At 42.9% G+C, this 17433-nt stretch carries 17 protein-coding genes and 1 other annotated feature; all 17 genes read right to left on the bottom strand.

Going from position 1 to position 17433, the window contains the following annotated elements:
• Window positions 1-22: 22 nt before the first annotated feature.
• Window positions 23-652: a transcriptional regulator CcpN gene (gene ccpN / locus J7E37_RS01030; RefSeq protein WP_214778239.1), complete on the bottom strand. Its 630-nt coding sequence runs from the start codon at window positions 650-652 to the stop codon at window positions 23-25.
• A gap of 321 nt (window positions 653-973) precedes the next feature.
• Window positions 974-3049 carry a glycine--tRNA ligase subunit beta gene (glyS, locus tag J7E37_RS01025; RefSeq protein WP_215021915.1) on the bottom strand — a complete coding sequence of 692 codons (2076 nt, stop codon included), beginning with the start codon at window positions 3047-3049 and terminating at the stop codon, window positions 974-976.
• Window positions 3042-3932: a glycine--tRNA ligase subunit alpha gene (glyQ, locus tag J7E37_RS01020; protein WP_192470851.1), complete on the bottom strand. Its 891-nt coding sequence runs from the start codon at window positions 3930-3932 to the stop codon at window positions 3042-3044. The genes glyS and glyQ overlap by 8 nt, the downstream gene beginning before the upstream one ends.
• Before the next feature lie 152 nt (window positions 3933-4084).
• Window positions 4085-4256 (bottom strand) — a binding site (T-box leader).
• Between the two features lie 98 nt (window positions 4257-4354).
• Window positions 4355-5107, bottom strand: coding sequence for a DNA repair protein RecO (gene recO, locus J7E37_RS01015; RefSeq protein WP_215021914.1), 753 nt, complete (start codon window positions 5105-5107; stop codon window positions 4355-4357).
• Between the two features lie 31 nt (window positions 5108-5138).
• Complete coding sequence (locus J7E37_RS01010) at window positions 5139-5282, bottom strand: YqzL family protein (protein WP_214778233.1); 144 nt, start codon at window positions 5280-5282, stop codon at window positions 5139-5141.
• A gap of 170 nt (window positions 5283-5452) precedes the next feature.
• Window positions 5453-6382, bottom strand: coding sequence for a GTPase Era (gene era / locus J7E37_RS01005; RefSeq protein ID WP_214778231.1), 930 nt, complete (start codon window positions 6380-6382; stop codon window positions 5453-5455).
• A 1030-nt stretch (window positions 6383-7412) separates the two neighbouring features.
• Complete coding sequence (locus tag J7E37_RS01000) at window positions 7413-7793, bottom strand: diacylglycerol kinase family protein (protein ID WP_251009399.1); 381 nt, start codon at window positions 7791-7793, stop codon at window positions 7413-7415.
• The gene (ybeY, locus tag J7E37_RS00995; protein WP_214778229.1) at window positions 7777-8247 is read right to left on the bottom strand and encodes an rRNA maturation RNase YbeY; all 471 of its coding nucleotides are present in this window, start codon (window positions 8245-8247) and stop codon (window positions 7777-7779) included. Before ybeY ends, J7E37_RS01000 begins: the two co-directional genes overlap by 17 nt.
• Window positions 8244-10427, bottom strand: coding sequence for an HD family phosphohydrolase (locus J7E37_RS00990; protein WP_215021912.1), 2184 nt, complete (start codon window positions 10425-10427; stop codon window positions 8244-8246). Before J7E37_RS00990 ends, ybeY begins: the two co-directional genes overlap by 4 nt.
• A 274-nt stretch (window positions 10428-10701) precedes the next feature.
• The gene (locus J7E37_RS00985) at window positions 10702-11661 is read right to left on the bottom strand and encodes a PhoH family protein (protein WP_214778225.1); all 960 of its coding nucleotides are present in this window, start codon (window positions 11659-11661) and stop codon (window positions 10702-10704) included.
• Complete coding sequence (gene yqfD, locus J7E37_RS00980) at window positions 11612-12850, bottom strand: sporulation protein YqfD (RefSeq protein WP_215021911.1); 1239 nt, start codon at window positions 12848-12850, stop codon at window positions 11612-11614. Before yqfD ends, J7E37_RS00985 begins: the two co-directional genes overlap by 50 nt.
• Before the next feature lie 15 nt (window positions 12851-12865).
• Entirely contained in the window at window positions 12866-13150 is a 285-nt protein-coding gene (gene yqfC / locus J7E37_RS00975; protein WP_214739368.1) for a sporulation protein YqfC, read from the bottom strand.
• A gap of 105 nt (window positions 13151-13255) precedes the next feature.
• Window positions 13256-13822, bottom strand: coding sequence for a hypothetical protein (locus tag J7E37_RS00970; RefSeq protein ID WP_215021910.1), 567 nt, complete (start codon window positions 13820-13822; stop codon window positions 13256-13258).
• Window positions 13823-13856: 34 nt separating this feature from the next.
• Window positions 13857-14852 (bottom strand): flotillin-like protein FloA, encoded by a 996-nt coding sequence (gene floA, locus J7E37_RS00965; protein ID WP_102263637.1) that lies wholly within the window; start codon window positions 14850-14852, stop codon window positions 13857-13859.
• Between the two features lie 152 nt (window positions 14853-15004).
• Window positions 15005-16318 carry an NfeD family protein gene (locus tag J7E37_RS00960; RefSeq protein ID WP_483297192.1) on the bottom strand — a complete coding sequence of 438 codons (1314 nt, stop codon included), beginning with the start codon at window positions 16316-16318 and terminating at the stop codon, window positions 15005-15007.
• A gap of 397 nt (window positions 16319-16715) precedes the next feature.
• Window positions 16716-17162 (bottom strand): GatB/YqeY domain-containing protein, encoded by a 447-nt coding sequence (locus J7E37_RS00955; protein ID WP_214778217.1) that lies wholly within the window; start codon window positions 17160-17162, stop codon window positions 16716-16718.
• A 17-nt stretch (window positions 17163-17179) separates the two neighbouring features.
• Complete coding sequence (rpsU, locus tag J7E37_RS00950; protein WP_015595024.1) at window positions 17180-17353, bottom strand: 30S ribosomal protein S21; 174 nt, start codon at window positions 17351-17353, stop codon at window positions 17180-17182.
• Window positions 17354-17433: the final 80 nt, after the last annotated feature.

Raw genomic sequence — 17433 nt, 5'->3', positions numbered from 1 at the left:
AACCCCTTCTCTATTTGCTTCATTATTCCTCAGCCAAGGCCACAAAAGCCTTTGTGATGTTTGTCTTGGTCAGCCTTCCTACCAGCTCGTACCCATCATCTGTATCTTTGATGATTGGAAGGGCATCTATCTGCTTTTCAATTAATTCCTTGGCAGCATCAATGAGCAGGTCATCACGGCGGCAAACAGTTATATTTGGCATTCTTGTCATGATGATATTCACCGGCAAAGTCGTCAGCTCCTGCTTCCCAATGCTTGCTCTTAATAAATCTTTGCGAGAAAGGACACCTACCAGCTTTGAAACTTTATCGACAACAAATAAAGTGCCTACATCTTCAAGGAACATCGTTACGATCGCATCGTATACAGATACATTTTCAGGAACAACTACAGGGATGGACTGATATTCCCTGACGAGAATTTTTTTTAGATTCTCTGAAAGAAGCTGATTTCCAGATTTGCCTGTGTAAAAATAACCTACACGAGGTCTGGCATCCAAATATCCCGACATCGTCAGGATGGCAAGGTCTGGCCTGAGGGTAGCCCTTGTCAGATTTAATTTTTCAGCTATATGCTCTCCAGTGATTGGTCCGTTATCCTTTACGATTTGCAGAATCTGTTCCTGGCGTTTATTCAGTTCGATTGTCCTCACCACCCATCGGGAGTTTTTTATATATGCTGTTTTCGCTATCGTTATTAAGCACCAAGCTATATATCTGTTTTTTTCTGGATTTAATGTAGTTAGCAAGGTTGTATTGGTCAATGGAAGCATCATTAGGTAGACGATACAGAGCCTCAGTGCTAAAAAGCCTGATAAAATCATTATATACTACGCTAGGTAATAAACAGGAATAATTATTATGAACTAATTAACATTTCATGACGATTTTTTCTTCCCCTAGCCTAAGGTACTTGTTAAAGCGCCTTCCTGTCCAGGAAGGCACCCAATAAAATCAGTTTATTTTTGCATGTTTTACTTAACGACAATATCATTTACTTTTGCGAGCTTCATGATCAGCACTGCCAATGCAGCCATTTGATTCAAACGGTTATCGCGGACATCCTGGTTATCAGACATTACCATTGTATGCTCAAAATAATCATTGATTTCAGGTTTAATGTTAACCAAAAGCTGATAATATGACGCGGCATCCATACCATCCTCGGCCTTCTTTCCTAGCTCCAGATACTTTTCATACAGCCGTTGTTCATACTCATTTTCAAAACGTTCTGGATCAATATCACCAAGTACATCTTTCTTACTTGCGATGTTAAGAACCCGGCTCAACGCTTCCATGCTTTCTTTAAAGCCCTCACTGCTGCTAGCAGCCTGCAGTGCTTCTGCCTTTTCGATCAGTCCCGATACAATACCAATCTCTCCTCCCAGTACGGCATCAATTAAATCGTAGCGGATTGCTCGCTCCTGTAACAAATGCTTAACTCGTAATTTAAAGAATTGGATAAGGTCATGGTAAACTTCTTCGTCATTACGCTTTGTAATTCCTGCTTCCGTAACGAGATTCAGAGAAAGGCCGACAAGATTCTCAAGTGAAATGTTCCACTTTTTCTCAATCAAGGTCTGCACGATTCCCGTCGCCTGTCTTCTCAATGCATAAGGATCCTGAGATCCACTAGGAATGATTCCAAGCGAGAAGAACGAAACGATTGTATCGAGTTTATCGGCTATTGCCACCAACGCTCCCGCTGGAGATGCAGGAACTGAATCATCAGCATTGCGAGGCATATAATGCTCATTGATTGCCGTTGCTACTTCTGGGCTTTCACCTTTTTGCAAGGCGTACTTTTCACCCATTATTCCTTGCAGTTCAGGGAACTCATAGACCATTTGTGAAACCAGATCGAATTTGCTGATTTTGGCAGCCCGGTCGGCAAACCTTATTACATCAGGCGAAAACTCCAGTCTTTCAGCAATCAAGCCTACAAGCTTGCGAACTCGTTCTGACTTTTCAGCAATTGTTCCGATCTCTTCATGGTATACAACATTTTTCAATTTTTCCAATGCGGCAGCAATCTGCATTCTTTGATCTTCTTTATAGAAAAATGCAGCATCCGCCAATCGCGCTCTTAGAACTTTTTCGTTTCCGCGGGCAACCTTTTCAATATGAAGGTGGTCACCGTTCCTGACTGTGATGAAATGAGGCAGCAAGTCTCCGCTCATGGATTTCACTGGAAAATACCTTTGGTGCTCTTTCATCGAAGTAATCAGCACTTCGCCTGGGATTTCCAGGAACTCCTCCTCGAATCGTCCATATAACGCAGTTGGATATTCGACGAGGTTATTGACTTCCTCCAGCAGACCTTCATCAACAGGAACGACCCAGCCGTTCTCTTCCTCAATTTTTTCAAGCTGCGAAATTATAGCATCCTTCCGCTTTTGCGCATCAGCCACAACGTACTGCCCCAACAATGCTTCTTCATATTCCTGGGGTTCGGATAATTGAATTTCACCTTCTCCTAGGAATCGATGGCCTCTTGTTATGTTGCCAGTTTGGACACCAGCGATTTCAAAAGGAATGATTTCATTTCCGAACATCGCAACAAGCCATTTGATCGGCCTGACATAACGAAGCTCAAGGTCTGCCCAGCGCATGTTTTTCGGGAAAGTTAATCCGGCAATGATTGCTTTCATTTCAACGAGCAAGTCAGAGGTTTCCTGCCCTTTAATGAATTTTTTAACATGGGCATATTCGACACCGTTGATTTCTTTAAAATATATATCCTCTACCGTTAACCCCTGGCCGCGTGTGAAACCTACCGCTGCTTTGGACCACGCACCCTCCTCATTAAGGGCAATTTTTTTAGCAGGGCCCTTTGCTTCTTCCTCGCTGTCTTCCTGACGCTCATCAACATTCAGGACAAGTAACGCTAGCCTGCGCGGTGTGGAATAAAGCTTGATTGCTTCAAAACCAATATTGTTCGTGTTAAGCCAATTCTCCACCTTGGACGCCAGCTGGTTTATAGATCCGGTAATAAATCTTGCAGGCATTTCTTCCAAACCGATTTCAAGTAATAAATTCCGTTTAGTCATTTTCCACCTGCTCCTTCCGTTTAATGATTGGGAAGCCCAACTTTTCTCTTTCTTCATAGAACGTTTTCGCTACTTTCTTAGCGAGGTTTCGAATCCGGGCAATATAACCGGTCCTTTCTGTCACAGAAATCGCTCCGCGTGCATCAAGGATATTAAAAGTATGGGAACACTTAAGGACATAGTCATATGCAGGATGGACAAGGCCTTCATCCATCTGGCGATTTGCTTCTTTTTCATAAATATTGAAAAGGTTAAACAGCATGTCTTTGTCAGATGTTTCAAATGTATACTTGGAATGCTCGTATTCCGGCTGTCCAAATATGTCCCTTACTGTAAAACCGTTTGTCCATTCAAGATCAAATACATTTTCTTTATCCTGGATATAGGACGCCAGTCGTTCGATTCCGTATGTAATTTCCACGGAGACTGGTTTGCAGTCTAGTCCGCCTACTTGCTGGAAATAAGTGAATTGCGTGATTTCCATGCCATCAAGCCATACTTCCCAACCCAGGCCTGCACAGCCCAGGGATGGATTTTCCCAGTTGTCCTCTACAAAACGGATATCATGTTCAAGAGGATCAATACCCAATGCTTTTAGCGAATCAAGGTAAATTTCCTGAATATTGTCCGGTGAAGGCTTCATGATCACCTGGAATTGATGATGCTGATAAAGCCTGTTCGGATTTTCTCCGTAGCGGCCGTCAGCCGGGCGTCGGGATGGCTCAACGTACGCCACATTCCATGGTTCAGGGCCAATTGCCCTTAAAAATGTGTAAGGACTCATCGTACCTGCACCCTTTTCGGTGTCATATGCCTGCATAAGGACGCATCCTTGTTCAGACCAGTGTTTTTGCAATGTTAAAATCATATTCTGAATATTCATCTTTACACCTCCGAATTTTTTAAATCGTGTTTTACTATGCTCTTTTCAAAAGCTCTTGCTTTGCTGCGCAAAGGCGTTTAGGCATCAAATTACGAAAAAAATAGACTGTATTGAAATTAAAAAAACTCTCGCCCCCTATGCATCCAATCATGCATAGGGACGAGAGTTTACCCGCGGTTCCACCCTACTTGCTGCAAAAAGCAGCCTCTTTAAAAGTGATGTCGCTCCGGAACGCCTTCCTTAATTTCTGCAATCCGGCTCACACCATACCCGGACTCGCTAATACAGAGGGATTTAAGTACTCTTTTCCTTCACTGCAACATATGTAATTATCATCAGAGCTTTTTCTTGATGATGACTTTCTTAAAACAGGAAAAGCTTTTGATTTGAATAATAGCGAAATCAAGAAACAATGTCAATAGTTACAGTTGGTCCCTGAATGAATCCATTTGGTCGAGGAATTTCCTTGTTTTCAAATAAAGTCCTGAATATTCATCATAATAAGCGGAAATGACTTTTTTCAGCTCGGCTTTTGTCTCTGGCTTAACTGAAATATTGCCAAGCCGGCTTAGGTCAAGCATGTAGAACAAGCGTAGCAGCCTTACAGTTCCTGGCGAGATTCTGATCCTGTAGGGATCAATCTCAAAACAGCGATGGCACAGCAGACCGCCCTCTCTGATTGAAAAATTGAATTCACCCTCTGTATTGCCGCAATTTGCACACTTGTCCAAAACGGGATATAGACCCTGGACATTCAGCATTTTCATTTCATATATGAAAGTCAAAATCTCCATATCGTAGCCTTCATTCATAAAGCTGAGCGTCTGAAAAAGCAATTCGAACATAAAAGGATTGGATTTCTTTTCCTCTGTTACTTTATCTGTCAAATCAACAATATAGCTGGCATGTGCAGTAAGGAAAATATCCTCCCGGATCGACCGCATGGAAGAAATCATTTCCCCCTGCTGCAAACTGCCCAGCCCTGAACTTGCCTGAAAAAGAAACTGTCCGTAAGTAAAAAGCTGGGTGACAGCAGAAAGCCTGCTATTAGGCTTTTTAGCACCTCTTGCCATCACACCAACTTTACCAAATTCCCTTGTATATAGCGTAACTATTTTATTGTTCTCGCCATAATTTGTCGTTCTAATGACAATGCCTTCACATTTCTGCAGCATTTGTTGTCACCATCCATTACTACAGACAAACCTATGAGATTGGAAAATCAATTTCTGCTAGTTCATCCTCCTGATAACCGGGTATTTCTTGATCGTCTTTCTCTAATTCCTTAAAGAGAAGATATGTGTCAATGTTACCTGTCTGAGAAAACACCTTCCAGGTAAAGTCCAACATCGAAAACCCCACCTTTCATTTTTTCACTAGCAACTCATCTATCCCAAATCCTTATGAATATCATAGCCTGTCAATCAGATTTTCATGTCACGTAAAAATTGTAAATCCTATTTATGAATAATATTTACTTTCCGTTAATATGTTAATGAGGGAGCATTTACCAAACAGGCTTAATACTCATCTTCCCTGAAACCAAAATCACGAAGCTGCGTGGCTTTGTTTCTCCAATCCTTCTGTACCTTTACCCACAATTCCAGAAATACTTTAGTACCGAGCAGATTCTCGATATCATGACGTGCCCTTTTGCCGATTTCCTTCAGCATACTGCCCTGCTTGCCAATGATGATGCCCTTCTGGGAGTCCCTTTCTACAATGATTGTAGCCATGACATGCACCATTTCCTTTTCAGGCTGGCGTTCCATTTTTTCAATTACTACAGCAAGTGAATGAGGAATTTCTTCCCTTGTCAAATGAAGCGCTTTTTCCCTGATCAGTTCAGAAACAATAAAACGTTCGGGATGGTCTGTGACCTGGTCAGCAGGATAAAACTGTGGCCCTTCCGGCATTTTCTCCTTGATTTGCTCGAGGAGCTTTTCAACATTGTTGCCTTCTAATGCAGATATCGGGACAATTTCAGCGAAATTGAACTTTTCATTATAGGACTCAATTAGTTTGAACAACTCATCCGGATGAATCAGGTCGATTTTATTAATGACTAGGAAAACTGGTGTTTTTACATTCTGAAGTTTCTCAATGATAAATTCCTCGCCGCGGCCATATCCTTCCTGGGCATTTACCATAAACAAAACCAGATCGACTTCTTTTAAAGTATTCTGTGCTACCTTCATCATGAAATCGCCCAGACGATGCTTCGGTTTATGGATACCTGGTGTGTCTATGAATATCAGCTGTGAATCTTCAAGCGTAAGGACACCCTGGACCTTATTCCGGGTCGTTTGCGGTTTATCGCTCATAATCGCAATCTTTTGCCCGATCACCCTGTTAAGAAAGGTCGACTTCCCTACATTTGGCCTTCCAATGATGGAAATGAAGCCTGATTTGTGCGATTTACTGTTACTGCCTTGATTATTAAAATTCATACTGTATTTCCCTTCTCCATTTTATTTTAACTTATTTTCAGTGTGATTTCATCGTTTGTAGCAAAAATGAAATATAAAATTTTAAATTTTCTAAAAACATACAAGCACTGTTTTTACACTGTGATGATATTTTACTTAAGTTTTTCCCTGTTTTCAAATCGGTTCAAACATGTGCGCCATTTTTGTAAGGTCATTTGACTCTTTACACACTTTCTAAGCTTGCTTGACATGGTCTCAAAGATTGCAATGACAATGGGTACCTACATTGTCATTACTGTAGAGATGACCAACTCCTTTTGGCTGGTGCTCTTTTTAATTCTCATGGCGAAAAGTTGTTGTGGCTGCAGAAAGAAGAGTTATAAAGACCATCCGGTGCTGATAAAATGCTTGGATGGTCTTTAGAAGTACCATAAAGACAATCAAGTTCAGAAAAAGAGCCTCGGGTGGTCTTTAGGAGAGCTATAAATACCATCCACTGCGAAAAAATTGAGTGGGGTGGTCTTTAGAAGAGCTATAAAGACCATCAAGGGCAAAAATAGAGCCTGGGGTGGTCATTAGGAGAGTTATAAAGACCATCAAGGGCAAAAAAAGTGCCTGGGGTGGTCTTTAGAAGAACCATAAAGACCATCCAGGGCAAAAAAGTGCCTGGGGTGGTCTTTAGGAAGGCTATAAAGACCATCCAGAGCGAAAATATTGCCTGGGGTGGTCTTTAGAAGAGCTATAAAGACCATCAAGGGCAAAAAAAGTGCCTGGGGTGGTCTTTAGGAAGGCTATAAAGACCATCCAGCTCTGAAAAAGTTCCTGGGATGGTCTTTAGAAGAGTTATAAAGACCATCCACTGTGAAAAAAATGCCTGGGGCGGTCTTTAGAAGAACCATAAAGACCATCCACTGCGAAAAAAAGTGCCTGGGGTGGTCTTTAGAAGACCTATAAAGACCATCCAGCTCTGAAAAAGTGCCCGGGACGGTCATTAGTAGACAGAAACCTAGTATATCCATCCCCAAAAAAAGTTGCCCTGCAAATGGGGCAACTACAAAGCTAATATTCTTGGCAGAAAAATGATTAAACCAATCATGACACTGGCAATCGCAAAAACCAGGACAGCACCGGCGGCGATATCCTTTGCCTGCTTGGCAAGCGGGTGGTATTCTTTCGTATACAAATCAACTGTTCTTTCAATTGCGGTATTCATCATTTCCATCGAGATCATTCCGCCTATGGATAAAATGATAGCGATCCATTCGTATTTGCTTATCGATAAAATAAACCCAGCTAAAATCACAAAAATCGAAATCCCTATATGGATTTGGACATTTCGCTCTTTTGCGGCCACTGCTGCGATTCCCTCGAAACCAAATTTGAATGAGGAAGCAAGTGGATGCTTCCTCTGGTTATCAGCGTCCAAGCCCATACCCATCCAGGATTTCTTTTTGTCTGTCAAACATCTGTTTTTCATCCTGCTCATTCATATGGTCATAGCCTAATAAATGCAGGAGGCCATGGACCGCAAGGAAACCAAGTTCCCGCATGAATGAATGGTTATATTCTTCTGCCTGTTCCCTTGCTTTCGGAATGGAAATGATGATGTCACCGAGGATCCTCGGAATACCCTCCCCAACAATCTCCAGTTCTCCTTCCCCCATTTCCTCCAGGGCAAAAGAAATGACATCTGTCGGGCGATCCTTGTCACGATATTCTCGGTTTATTTCCTGGATTCTTTCATTCGATACGAATGTAACGGAAAGTTCACTGCCTTCCTCGACATTCTCCTGCTCGGCCGTATAGTTCAACAATTTTTCAATTTCACTTATTTCATGCTCTGACAATTCATTTATTTCATCCAAAAAATCAATTTCTAAACTCATGCCTGCTTCACCTTCTGCTTATTCATTTCTGGATATTCGATTCTCGAGTGGAATATTCCCTTTAACGTTTCACAAAGTGTATCAGCTACCGTATCCAGCTCCCTCAACGTGATATCACATTCACCCAGCTGGCCATCCTGCAGCCGGTCCCTAATAATATTGTGTACCAGATTTTCAATTTGTTCATGTGTAGGGTGCGCCATCGATCTTACAGCGGCTTCCACACTATCCGCGATCCCAATGACAGCTGACTCTTTTGTTTGCGGCTTAGGCCCCGGATAACGGAAATCTTCTTCTTTAACCTCATGCCCGCTTTGCTCCGCCTTATGAAAAAAGAATTTTAATAACGTTGTACCATGGTGCTGTTCTGCGATATCAATGATTTCTTTTGGCATCCGGTGCTTACGGAGCATTTCTGCGCCATCGGTAGCATGGGCGATTATAATGTTTTTACTCGTCAACGCCGGCAGTTTATCGTGTGGGTTATCCATATTGATCTGGTTTTCAATAAAGAATTGCGGCCGTTTCGTCTTCCCGATGTCATGATAATAGCAGCCGACCCTGGCCAGAAGCCCATTAGCTCCAATCGCTTCACACGCCGCTTCTGATAAATTGGCCACCATGACACTGTGATGGTAAGTACCCGGAGCTTCTGTAAGAATTTTTCTTAAGAGCGGGTGGTTTGGATTGGAAAGCTCGATCAGCCTTAATGTTGACAGGATGCCAAACCCCGCTTCAAAAAATGGCAATAATCCGATTGTCAATACGGCTGAAACGATACCGGAAACAAATGCTGCAATAAAATAAAAACCGTATTCCAGACCAGAATACTGGCTGTTCCTTAAAAACAGAATCGATAGGATCATAACCAGGTTAACCACCGATACAAACATCCCCGCCTGAAGGATTTTTGAACGCCTATTCTGTTTCTGCAGGAACAAAATGGCCGCCAGACCGCTGATTAAAATATAGATCCCGATTGTAACATTCAGCGTTCCAGTAATTCCTTCATTAAAGATGATGGAACCTGTAACGGCCAGGATCGCCATTTGAAACAATGCCAGTCTTTCATTAATCAGCATCTTAATCAGCATTGCTCCCATTGCCGCCGGGAACAGATAGCCAATCTCCGAGTATTCGAATTCATCAAACAGACTGACCAGCTTCATCAACAAGATTGAAGTTATGAATATGATGCTGAAAATCAAAAGATTCTTCTGCTTTTTATCAGCATTTTCCATTTCATTGAAAATGACATACAGAGCAAAAAGTATTAATGCTACAAGAATTGCCAGCCCGATAAAAGGCTTATAGGAGTTTTCACTTTCTAACAGACCTACAAGCTGGAGCTTTTTATAAACATCCCTGCTGATGAGCTGACCTTCATCCACGAGAATCTGCCCCTCAAGGATCCTTACAGGTTCAACACTGTCCATAGCCTGCTGGCGCTGATCCTCAGTTGCTTCAGGGTCGTAGAACTCATTCTGGACGACTGCATAGCGGCCGAGTTCGATAATAGCTTTCTTTAAACTGCTGCTCAAACTCGTATACTTCAATTCTTCCTCAACATTTAACTTCGCATTCTCCACTTCATCCGCGGGGACACTGTGCTTCATCGTATTATTTACAGCCGTAACCGTTAGGTCCTTGGCAACCAGCAGCTCTTCCTTCGGTGCTTGAAGCAGAGCAACGAATACTTCATCAGATAAGCTCTTTGTTTCACTCTCGGTCAACTTCGTTTTTAACATGGACAGTTTTTCTTCCTTCGAAGGACCTTCAGGAACAGGCTTATCTTCCACACCTGCCTCTTCAGCTGCTTTTTTCTTCTGGTCGATCTCTGCCTGCACTTCCTCATTGACTTCTGAAACCGAACTGAAAATGGAAGTGACTAAATCAACCCTGTTCTGTGCATATTCACTCTTGACTCTGTAGACATCATTGACTTTCTCAACCGCTTCCCTGCGGTTCGCTTCCGTGCTCTCTTTATCCTCAATTGTAATAGGCGAACGGATGGTTTTTTCCGCCAAAGAGTGTAATTCCAAATTAAGCTTTTCAGGTTTTACATTGCTGTACATCGCTGAATACATCACAACGCCTATCAGCAAAAATAATAAAACCCGGAAAATCTTTATATTCAACAAGTTCAATATGGCAGTTAATTGGACCTGCAGCTTTTCCATTTACAGCCCCTCCTACTAGAAAAGCGTAAGCGCCTTGACCAGGCACTTCTCAAAGCGAAATATGGACTTTTTATATAATAAATTTTTCAAAAAACAATTGGAGCAAGTTTGAGAATAACTGGGAAATATATTAACTTTATGTACCATCATATCAGTTTTCCCCGGAATTTTCACCTCTATTTGGAATTCCTGCTGTCAATATCAGTTCTGAAGCAGTTTCTTCCTCAGTAAAGGCAAAAGTCCGCCCTCGTTTTACCAAGAGCGGACTGAAATGTTATTCGGTTTTACCATAGGCCTCTATGATTCGGCCGACAAGTGGATGTCGCACTACATCAGCCTGTTCAAGGTGTATAAAGGATAGTCCGGAGACATCCTTCAGGACTTTTTCTGCTTCTACCAGCCCTGATTTAGCACCTTTTGGCAAATCAATCTGTGATGTATCCCCAGTTATGATCATTTTAGACCCAAATCCGAGTCGAGTCAGGAACATCTTCATCTGGGCTTGTGTTGTATTCTGTGCCTCGTCCAGGATCACAAATGCATCATCTAGTGTTCTTCCTCTCATATAGGCAAGAGGCGCAATTTCAATCGTTCCTCTTTCAATCAGGCGCAATGTATGTTCCGTGCCAAGGATATCGTGAAGGGCATCATATAATGGGCGAAGATAAGGATCCACCTTCTCCTTCAAGTCTCCCGGAAGGAAGCCAAGGCTTTCTCCTGCCTCTACAGCCGGTCTTGTAAGGATGATTTTTGACACAGTACCATTTTTAAGTGCCGTGACTGCCATTACGACCGCAAGATACGTCTTACCAGTACCAGCTGGTCCAATACCGAAAACCAGGTCGCGGCTTTTGATAGCATTAACATAGTGTCTTTGGCCAAGGGTCTTGACTCTGATCGATTTACCCTTAACATTTTTGCTGATTTCTTCATCATATAGATCCTTGAAGTATTCCAAAGTACCTTTTTCAGCCATTTGTATAGCGTAAACAGCTTCTCTCTGGCTAATGCTGATTCCTTTGCGGATCACGGCCAGCAGATTCACCAAAACAGCCTGGGCCAACGCCACCTTGTCCTCAGGTCCGGAGATTCCTACTGACTCTCCCCTGGTCACAATCGAGACACCAAGCTCCTGTTCAATCAACTTTAAGTTCATATCTGCATTGCCGAATAATGAAATAGCTTCAGTTGGGTTCGCTAGTTGTATTTCCATCGTTTTTAAGTCTGCTGTCATTCTCAGTCTCCTTGATAATTGGTTGTCCTTCTGCTATATCTTCAATGATCGTAAAATGTGTGGTTAGCTTTACTTTATCATTCTCGATTGACTGATGTAAAATTTTTTCCCCTTTAATGATAGCATTTTCAGGAAGGTAGTTTTTTATATCCTTTCTCGCCAAATCTTTTGCACTTTCGATCGCTTCCTGCCTCGAATAAATACGTGTTACCTGTTCCCGCTCCCGGATGGTCTTTTTTTCAACCTTTAAAGGGAGTTCCCACTTAAAAAATCTCACAGGCTGTTCAGTCACTTCGGTTTCATATTCACTGAATTCAGGTTTCCCGAATCCCCATACTGGCAAACCCCTTCCCGCGACTACTAGTGAATATTTCTTTTTTTCATTCCCGTTATAAACCTGAAACGTACTCTTCAACGGCAATTCCACCTTCGTTGAATACCAAGTCTCACCGAGAATTTCTCCAGTGGCTGCCACAACTTTCAGATCATCTTCCTTTCCATACAGACCGGAAACAAGAAGCTGGCCTGGCATAACATAGTCATTCACTTCAACCACCGGTTCGCCCTTTTCCACAAAAATCTTGACAATGGCAGCCTTTCTTTTAGCTACCAGGTGCCTCGGCCCTATTACTTCTGCTTTTTCCGGCTCACTCTTTTCTACAGCCTGGAAATGATAAGTCGTCCCTTTTAACTCCACACCAATCCATGTCAGGGCCCCAACTTTATCTGTCAGTTCCTTCTGGATACTTTCCACACTGTCTATAGATAACTGCAATTTGCCGATTCCAATCCCCATTCTGTCCAATTCCTTGCGAATCTGGTGTTCAGTTGCCGGGCTCGCCCCTTTAATCTCTATACCCCATACCATGTTCGAAAGAAGCATCATCAAACCAAAGAATAAGAATGCCCCGGCCAAAAACCCACTGTTTGTCCATAATTTTTTTAAAAAGAAAGGGCCCCCTGCCCTCTCTAAAAACCTTATTTTACAGTTGCTGTCCCTTGCTGGAACCCTAAGCTTTTTTACATCCTGGAGATCGACATAAAAGGTGACGGCCTCTGATCCATGTTTTTTGACGTTCCATATCGAAACACCATTACGTGTCAGCTGATTTAAAAATCTTTCTATATCCTTTCCAGTCAACTTTACTTTTACTGTGCCAGAAAAGGTGTGCATCCATTGGTTTTTCATTCGTCTCCCCCTCAATCAATCATTTATATAAATAACCTGATCTATTTTTCCTTCAAGCAAGATTTCCTCAGGCAATATTGTCTTAATCACAAACGCTTTTCCCTTGACGAGAAGCTGGCCCCCTTTTATCATCAGGCGCACTTCGCCATCAGAAAATGCCAGCAGACCCCGGTGGTTCTCTATATAAATATGGACATGCCCAATCATCGTGATTCTAGGGAGATCCATCATGACATCTTGAGGAAGATCCATTTTTTGTGTCATCCATTTGCGTACATACTGGCCCCATTTTTTTGCCATAAAAAAAAGAACCCCCTTTCATCTCATATGTATGAGAAAAAAGGAGGTTCTAGCACCATTTTTAACTTTATGGATACGCATTCTTTCAAAACCACTGCACGCAGGCTAATTCTTTGACTTAGTTCTCCTGACAGGGTTGTATGCCCTTTTCGCCCTTGGTTTGCCAAGGATTTCGGCCCAAATTATTCCTTCTACCAGAGTGTCCCTGTCTGGCTCGAAGACAACTTCCGGTACTTTTTCCTCTCTCTTTTGCTTCAAACGGCCCGATGATTCACCAGCTGACATCCTGCCTTTACTTGATCTCTCTTTGTTCATCTGCTCCTCAGACTGATGCTTTCTTTCCAGATAAACCTTTTGAAGATCATTAATGATTTCAACACCAGTTTCACCAGGGACCTGTTTTTCTGATTCCCGGCTTCTATCTGATTCTCTGCGATTATCCTTTCCAATTTCAGATCGAGACTGACCTCTTGCCTCTGCCGGCTGTCTCCTGGCAGGGGCAGGACGAGGCTGCCTTGCTGGTCCAGGCTGCTGCACAGGACCGGGCGGCCTGACCGGGCGGCGCTGCGGCTGTTGGCCGTCCGGCCTCTTTTTGTTGAAAAGACTGGAGATTACCCCGATCAGAATAAACAGGGCTATAGGATTACTGAACAATTCAAATAAAATTTCCATGAGGAGCCCCCCTTTCTTTTAACGGGTTCTCGCATCAATTATTATTTTTGTCATCTTTTTTATTGTTTGAAAGCTTGCCAATGGATCCTCTCATATCTGTATCTGCTTCGATATTCTGGATATTCATATAATCCATTACGCCGATGTTTCCTTCACGTAGCGCTTCTGCCATTGCCAATGGTACAGTTGCTTCCGCCTCGACAACTTTCGCTCTCATTTCCTCAACGCGCGCCTTCATTTCCTGTTCTTGTGCTACAGCCATAGCGCGGCGCTCTTCCGCTTTCGCCTGGGCAATCTTCTTATCAGCTTCCGCCTGCTCTGTCTGAAGCTCGGCACCGATGTTCTTGCCGATATCAACGTCCGCGATGTCAATCGATAAGATTTCGAACGCTGTACCCGCATCCAGACCTTTTGAAAGGACTGTTTGCGAAATCATATCCGGATTTTCCAACACTTTTTTATGATTGTCAGAAGAACCGATTGTCGATACAATTCCCTCACCTACACGGGCAACGATTGTCTCTTCACCAGCACCCCCGACAAGTCGGTCGATGTTCGCTCTTACTGTAATCCTGGCTTTCGCCTTTACTTCGATACCATCCATTGCCACACCAGCTATGAATGGTGTTTCAATCACTTTCGGATTAACACTCATCTGTACCGCTTCCAGTACATCACGGCCTGCAAGGTCAATTGCTGCGGCTCTTTCGAATGAAAGTTCAATATTCGCACGGTGTGCAGCAATCAGGGCGTTTACTACCCTGTCAACATTACCTCCGGCAAGATAGTGACTTTCAAGCTGGTTCGTTGTTACATTTAGGCCTGCTTTGTGCGCCTTGATCATCGGATTGATGACCCTGCTTGGGATAACCCTTCTTAATCTCATACCAATCAGCGTAAAAATGCTGACCCTGACACCTGCTGCTAATGCTGAAATCCAGAGCATTACCGGTACGAATGTCAGCAATACACCAAGGAAAATGATCCCAAGTGCAATTGCCACTAAAACAAATGCTGTACTTGCATCCATATGAACTGCCTCCTAAAAATATTATTCCATGGTCTTTGAATCTTCTCATTTTACAAATTCAATTCAAAGACCATTGGTATTTATCTCTACTTGTTGCTTCACCGATTCGTCGCGGCAAGAATGCCTAATGAACAATACAATGAAAGAACAAATTAGATATCTCTAATCTCCCTGACCACAATTCTTGAACCTTCCGTTTTTACAATCCTAACTCTCTTATCCTTTGCAATAAACCCACCCTCACTGACTGCATCAATGCGTTCATCCTCAACAACGATCGTTCCAGAAGGTCTGAGGGGAGTAAGCGTAATTCCTTCTACCCCAATAAGTTCCAGGCGGTTTTTATTGGATACATAACCCTTTTCAGTGCTTGTTGAATCTGTCAGTATGATTCTTCTGAAAAATTTCATCTTTTTTCCAAACACCCTTATCATTAAAATAGATAAAACGATGGACGCAGTCAAGGCAATCAATAACGATATTCCCATATGGACCACATTATCCGATGCCATAAAAAAGCTTCCAATGATTGCTAATAGCCCAATTATTCCGGCTATTCCTCCAGGTATGAATAACTCAAGCAATATTAGCCCAACACCAAGCGCGAACAGAATCAATGTCTCAAAACCTGCCAGGCCGGCAACCATGTGCCCATAGAAGAATAGGAGCAAAGCGGACAAGCCGGCAATTCCCGGCAGACCAAATCCTGGAGAATACAGCTCAAGAACCAGCCCTAAACTGCCGATTGTCATCAAAATCGGGATAACGACTGGATGCGTTATGAATCTCGCCAGTTTTTCAGCGAAAGTCTCGTTCACATTCCGGATCTCTGCATCCTCATAGCCTAGTTTTTGCAATAACTCATCGAGATTTTTAACAGTTCCCTCGGAATAGCCAACATCGAGAGCCTGCTCTGCAGTCAGGGTAAGAAGCTCACCTTTGCCTGCACCAAGCTCCGGAAGGTCGATGCTGTCATCTGCCATCGCCTGGGCATAGATCGGATCCCGTCCGCTTTCAACCGCTGCTGCTTTCATGGCAGCAAACCAATAGGACTCCGCTTTTTTCCCAGCGGTATTGCCCTGCTGGTCGATGATTGCAGCCGATCCCATTGTAGAACCGGGAACCATATAAATTTCATCAGTATTCAGGGAAATATATGCACCTGCGGATAATGCCTGCTTATTGACGAATGCCACAGTTTTTAAGTCAGTGCCTGTCAGCAGCTTTCCAATACCGCCAGCTGCGTCAACCGCCCCGCCAGGTGTATTCACATCAAAAATGATTGCTTCCGCACCAGCCTCTTCTGCCTCTTTAACAGCTCTCTCCAGGAAGGCAAGCAGGCCCTTCTCCACTGTTTCTTCAATCGGCACCACATAGACCACTTTTTGATCAGCATCTGCCGTGAACGGATAGATCCAGCTAGCCAGTGACAAGAGGATGATGATGCTCGCAATCACTGATTTTATTTTCAAATCGGCACCTCCATTCATAAATATAAGGCCATAGTGGTAATACGCAATTGAACCCCAAAAGGTTTCATTGATTTCCAACAGATTTTCAACTTATTTACCTCGGACAGAAAAGTTACAATTTATTGTTAAGATGGCCCGTCATACTTCTACATCCTGGTTATTGAATGTGCAATGTGACCTTTTTGAGGCTCCGGTCTCGTCTTGGGCCTATAGAATGTTTCTATGCAACATTTTGTGGTACCAAGCCCTCTTTCTGGCTGATAAAAGGAGGTGAACCGAGTGAGTCACCATCAATATGTATATTAATCAACATAACACAAAGCATCATCCCAAGACACATTTTAGTATGCGCTAAAAAGGCCGCAAGAATATCCTGCGGCCTTCGAGCTTTTTATGAAAGGTGTTGTTGTACAAGTTTATTAACGAGAGATCCGTCTGCTTTACCTTTAACTTTAGGCATAAGGACAGCCATTACTCTACCCATATCGGCTTTAGATGCCGCACCGGTCTCTGCGATAGCTTCTTTGACGATTGTCGTCACTTCTTCTTCGCTAAGCTGCTGTGGCATGTAAATTTCGACATGCTTTAATTCTGTTTGTATCTTTTCAACGAGGTCTTGACGACCAGCTTTTTCAAATTCCTGGAGGGAATCTTTGCGTTGTTTCACTTCACGAGAAAGTACAGTTAACTCTTCTTCTTCGGATAGTTCCTGCTTGCCGAACTTGATTGCTTCGTTTTGCAGGGATGCTTTGACCATCCGAATCGTCGTGAGTCTGTCCTTTTCTTTGTTCTTCATCGCTTGTTTCATATCATTATTTAAACGCTCGAGCAGGCTCAAGTTGATTCCACCCTCTCTTAGAACTTGCGTTTTCTAGCAGCTTCAGACTTTTTCTTACGCTTTACACTAGGTTTTTCGTAGAATTCGCGCTTTCTAGCTTCTTGGATAGTACCTGATTTAGATACAGTACGTTTGAAGCGTCGAAGAGCATCTTCAAGCGATTCGTTTTTACGAACGACAGTTTTAGACATTCTCTTTCCCTCCCTCCGAGCACAACACACTAACACCAAAACACATGGGAAACCATGTACCTTGCAATTATAATATATCA

This window comes from Bacillus sp. ISL-39, from assembly GCF_018613295.1.
GTDB lineage: Bacteria > Bacillota > Bacilli > Bacillales > Cytobacillaceae > Mesobacillus.
This window is presented reverse-complemented; position numbering and strand designations above follow the sequence as displayed.

Excerpts from the sequence above, each read along its gene's own strand:
- glyS (WP_215021915.1), bottom strand. The coding sequence starts at position 3,049 with ATGACTAAACGGAATTTATTACTTGAAATCGGTTTGGAAGAAATGCCT.
- glyQ (WP_192470851.1), bottom strand. The coding sequence starts at position 3,932 with ATGAATATTCAGAATATGATTTTAACATTGCAAAAACACTGGTCTGAA.
- recO (WP_215021914.1), bottom strand. The coding sequence starts at position 5,107 with ATGCTGCAGAAATGTGAAGGCATTGTCATTAGAACGACAAATTATGGC.
- J7E37_RS01010 (WP_214778233.1), bottom strand. The coding sequence starts at position 5,282 with ATGTTGGACTTTACCTGGAAGGTGTTTTCTCAGACAGGTAACATTGAC.
- era (WP_214778231.1), bottom strand. The coding sequence starts at position 6,382 with ATGAATTTTAATAATCAAGGCAGTAACAGTAAATCGCACAAATCAGGC.
- J7E37_RS01000 (WP_251009399.1), bottom strand. The coding sequence starts at position 7,793 with ATGGGCTTGGACGCTGATAACCAGAGGAAGCATCCACTTGCTTCCTCA.
- ybeY (WP_214778229.1), bottom strand. The coding sequence starts at position 8,247 with ATGAGTTTAGAAATTGATTTTTTGGATGAAATAAATGAATTGTCAGAG.
- J7E37_RS00990 (WP_215021912.1), bottom strand. The coding sequence starts at position 10,427 with ATGGAAAAGCTGCAGGTCCAATTAACTGCCATATTGAACTTGTTGAAT.
- J7E37_RS00985 (WP_214778225.1), bottom strand. The coding sequence starts at position 11,661 with ATGACAGCAGACTTAAAAACGATGGAAATACAACTAGCGAACCCAACT.
- yqfD (WP_215021911.1), bottom strand. The coding sequence starts at position 12,850 with ATGAAAAACCAATGGATGCACACCTTTTCTGGCACAGTAAAAGTAAAG.
- yqfC (WP_214739368.1), bottom strand. The coding sequence starts at position 13,150 with ATGGCAAAAAAATGGGGCCAGTATGTACGCAAATGGATGACACAAAAA.
- J7E37_RS00970 (WP_215021910.1), bottom strand. The coding sequence starts at position 13,822 with ATGGAAATTTTATTTGAATTGTTCAGTAATCCTATAGCCCTGTTTATT.
- floA (WP_102263637.1), bottom strand. The coding sequence starts at position 14,852 with ATGGATGCAAGTACAGCATTTGTTTTAGTGGCAATTGCACTTGGGATC.
- rpsU (WP_015595024.1), bottom strand. The coding sequence starts at position 17,353 with ATGTCTAAAACTGTCGTTCGTAAAAACGAATCGCTTGAAGATGCTCTT.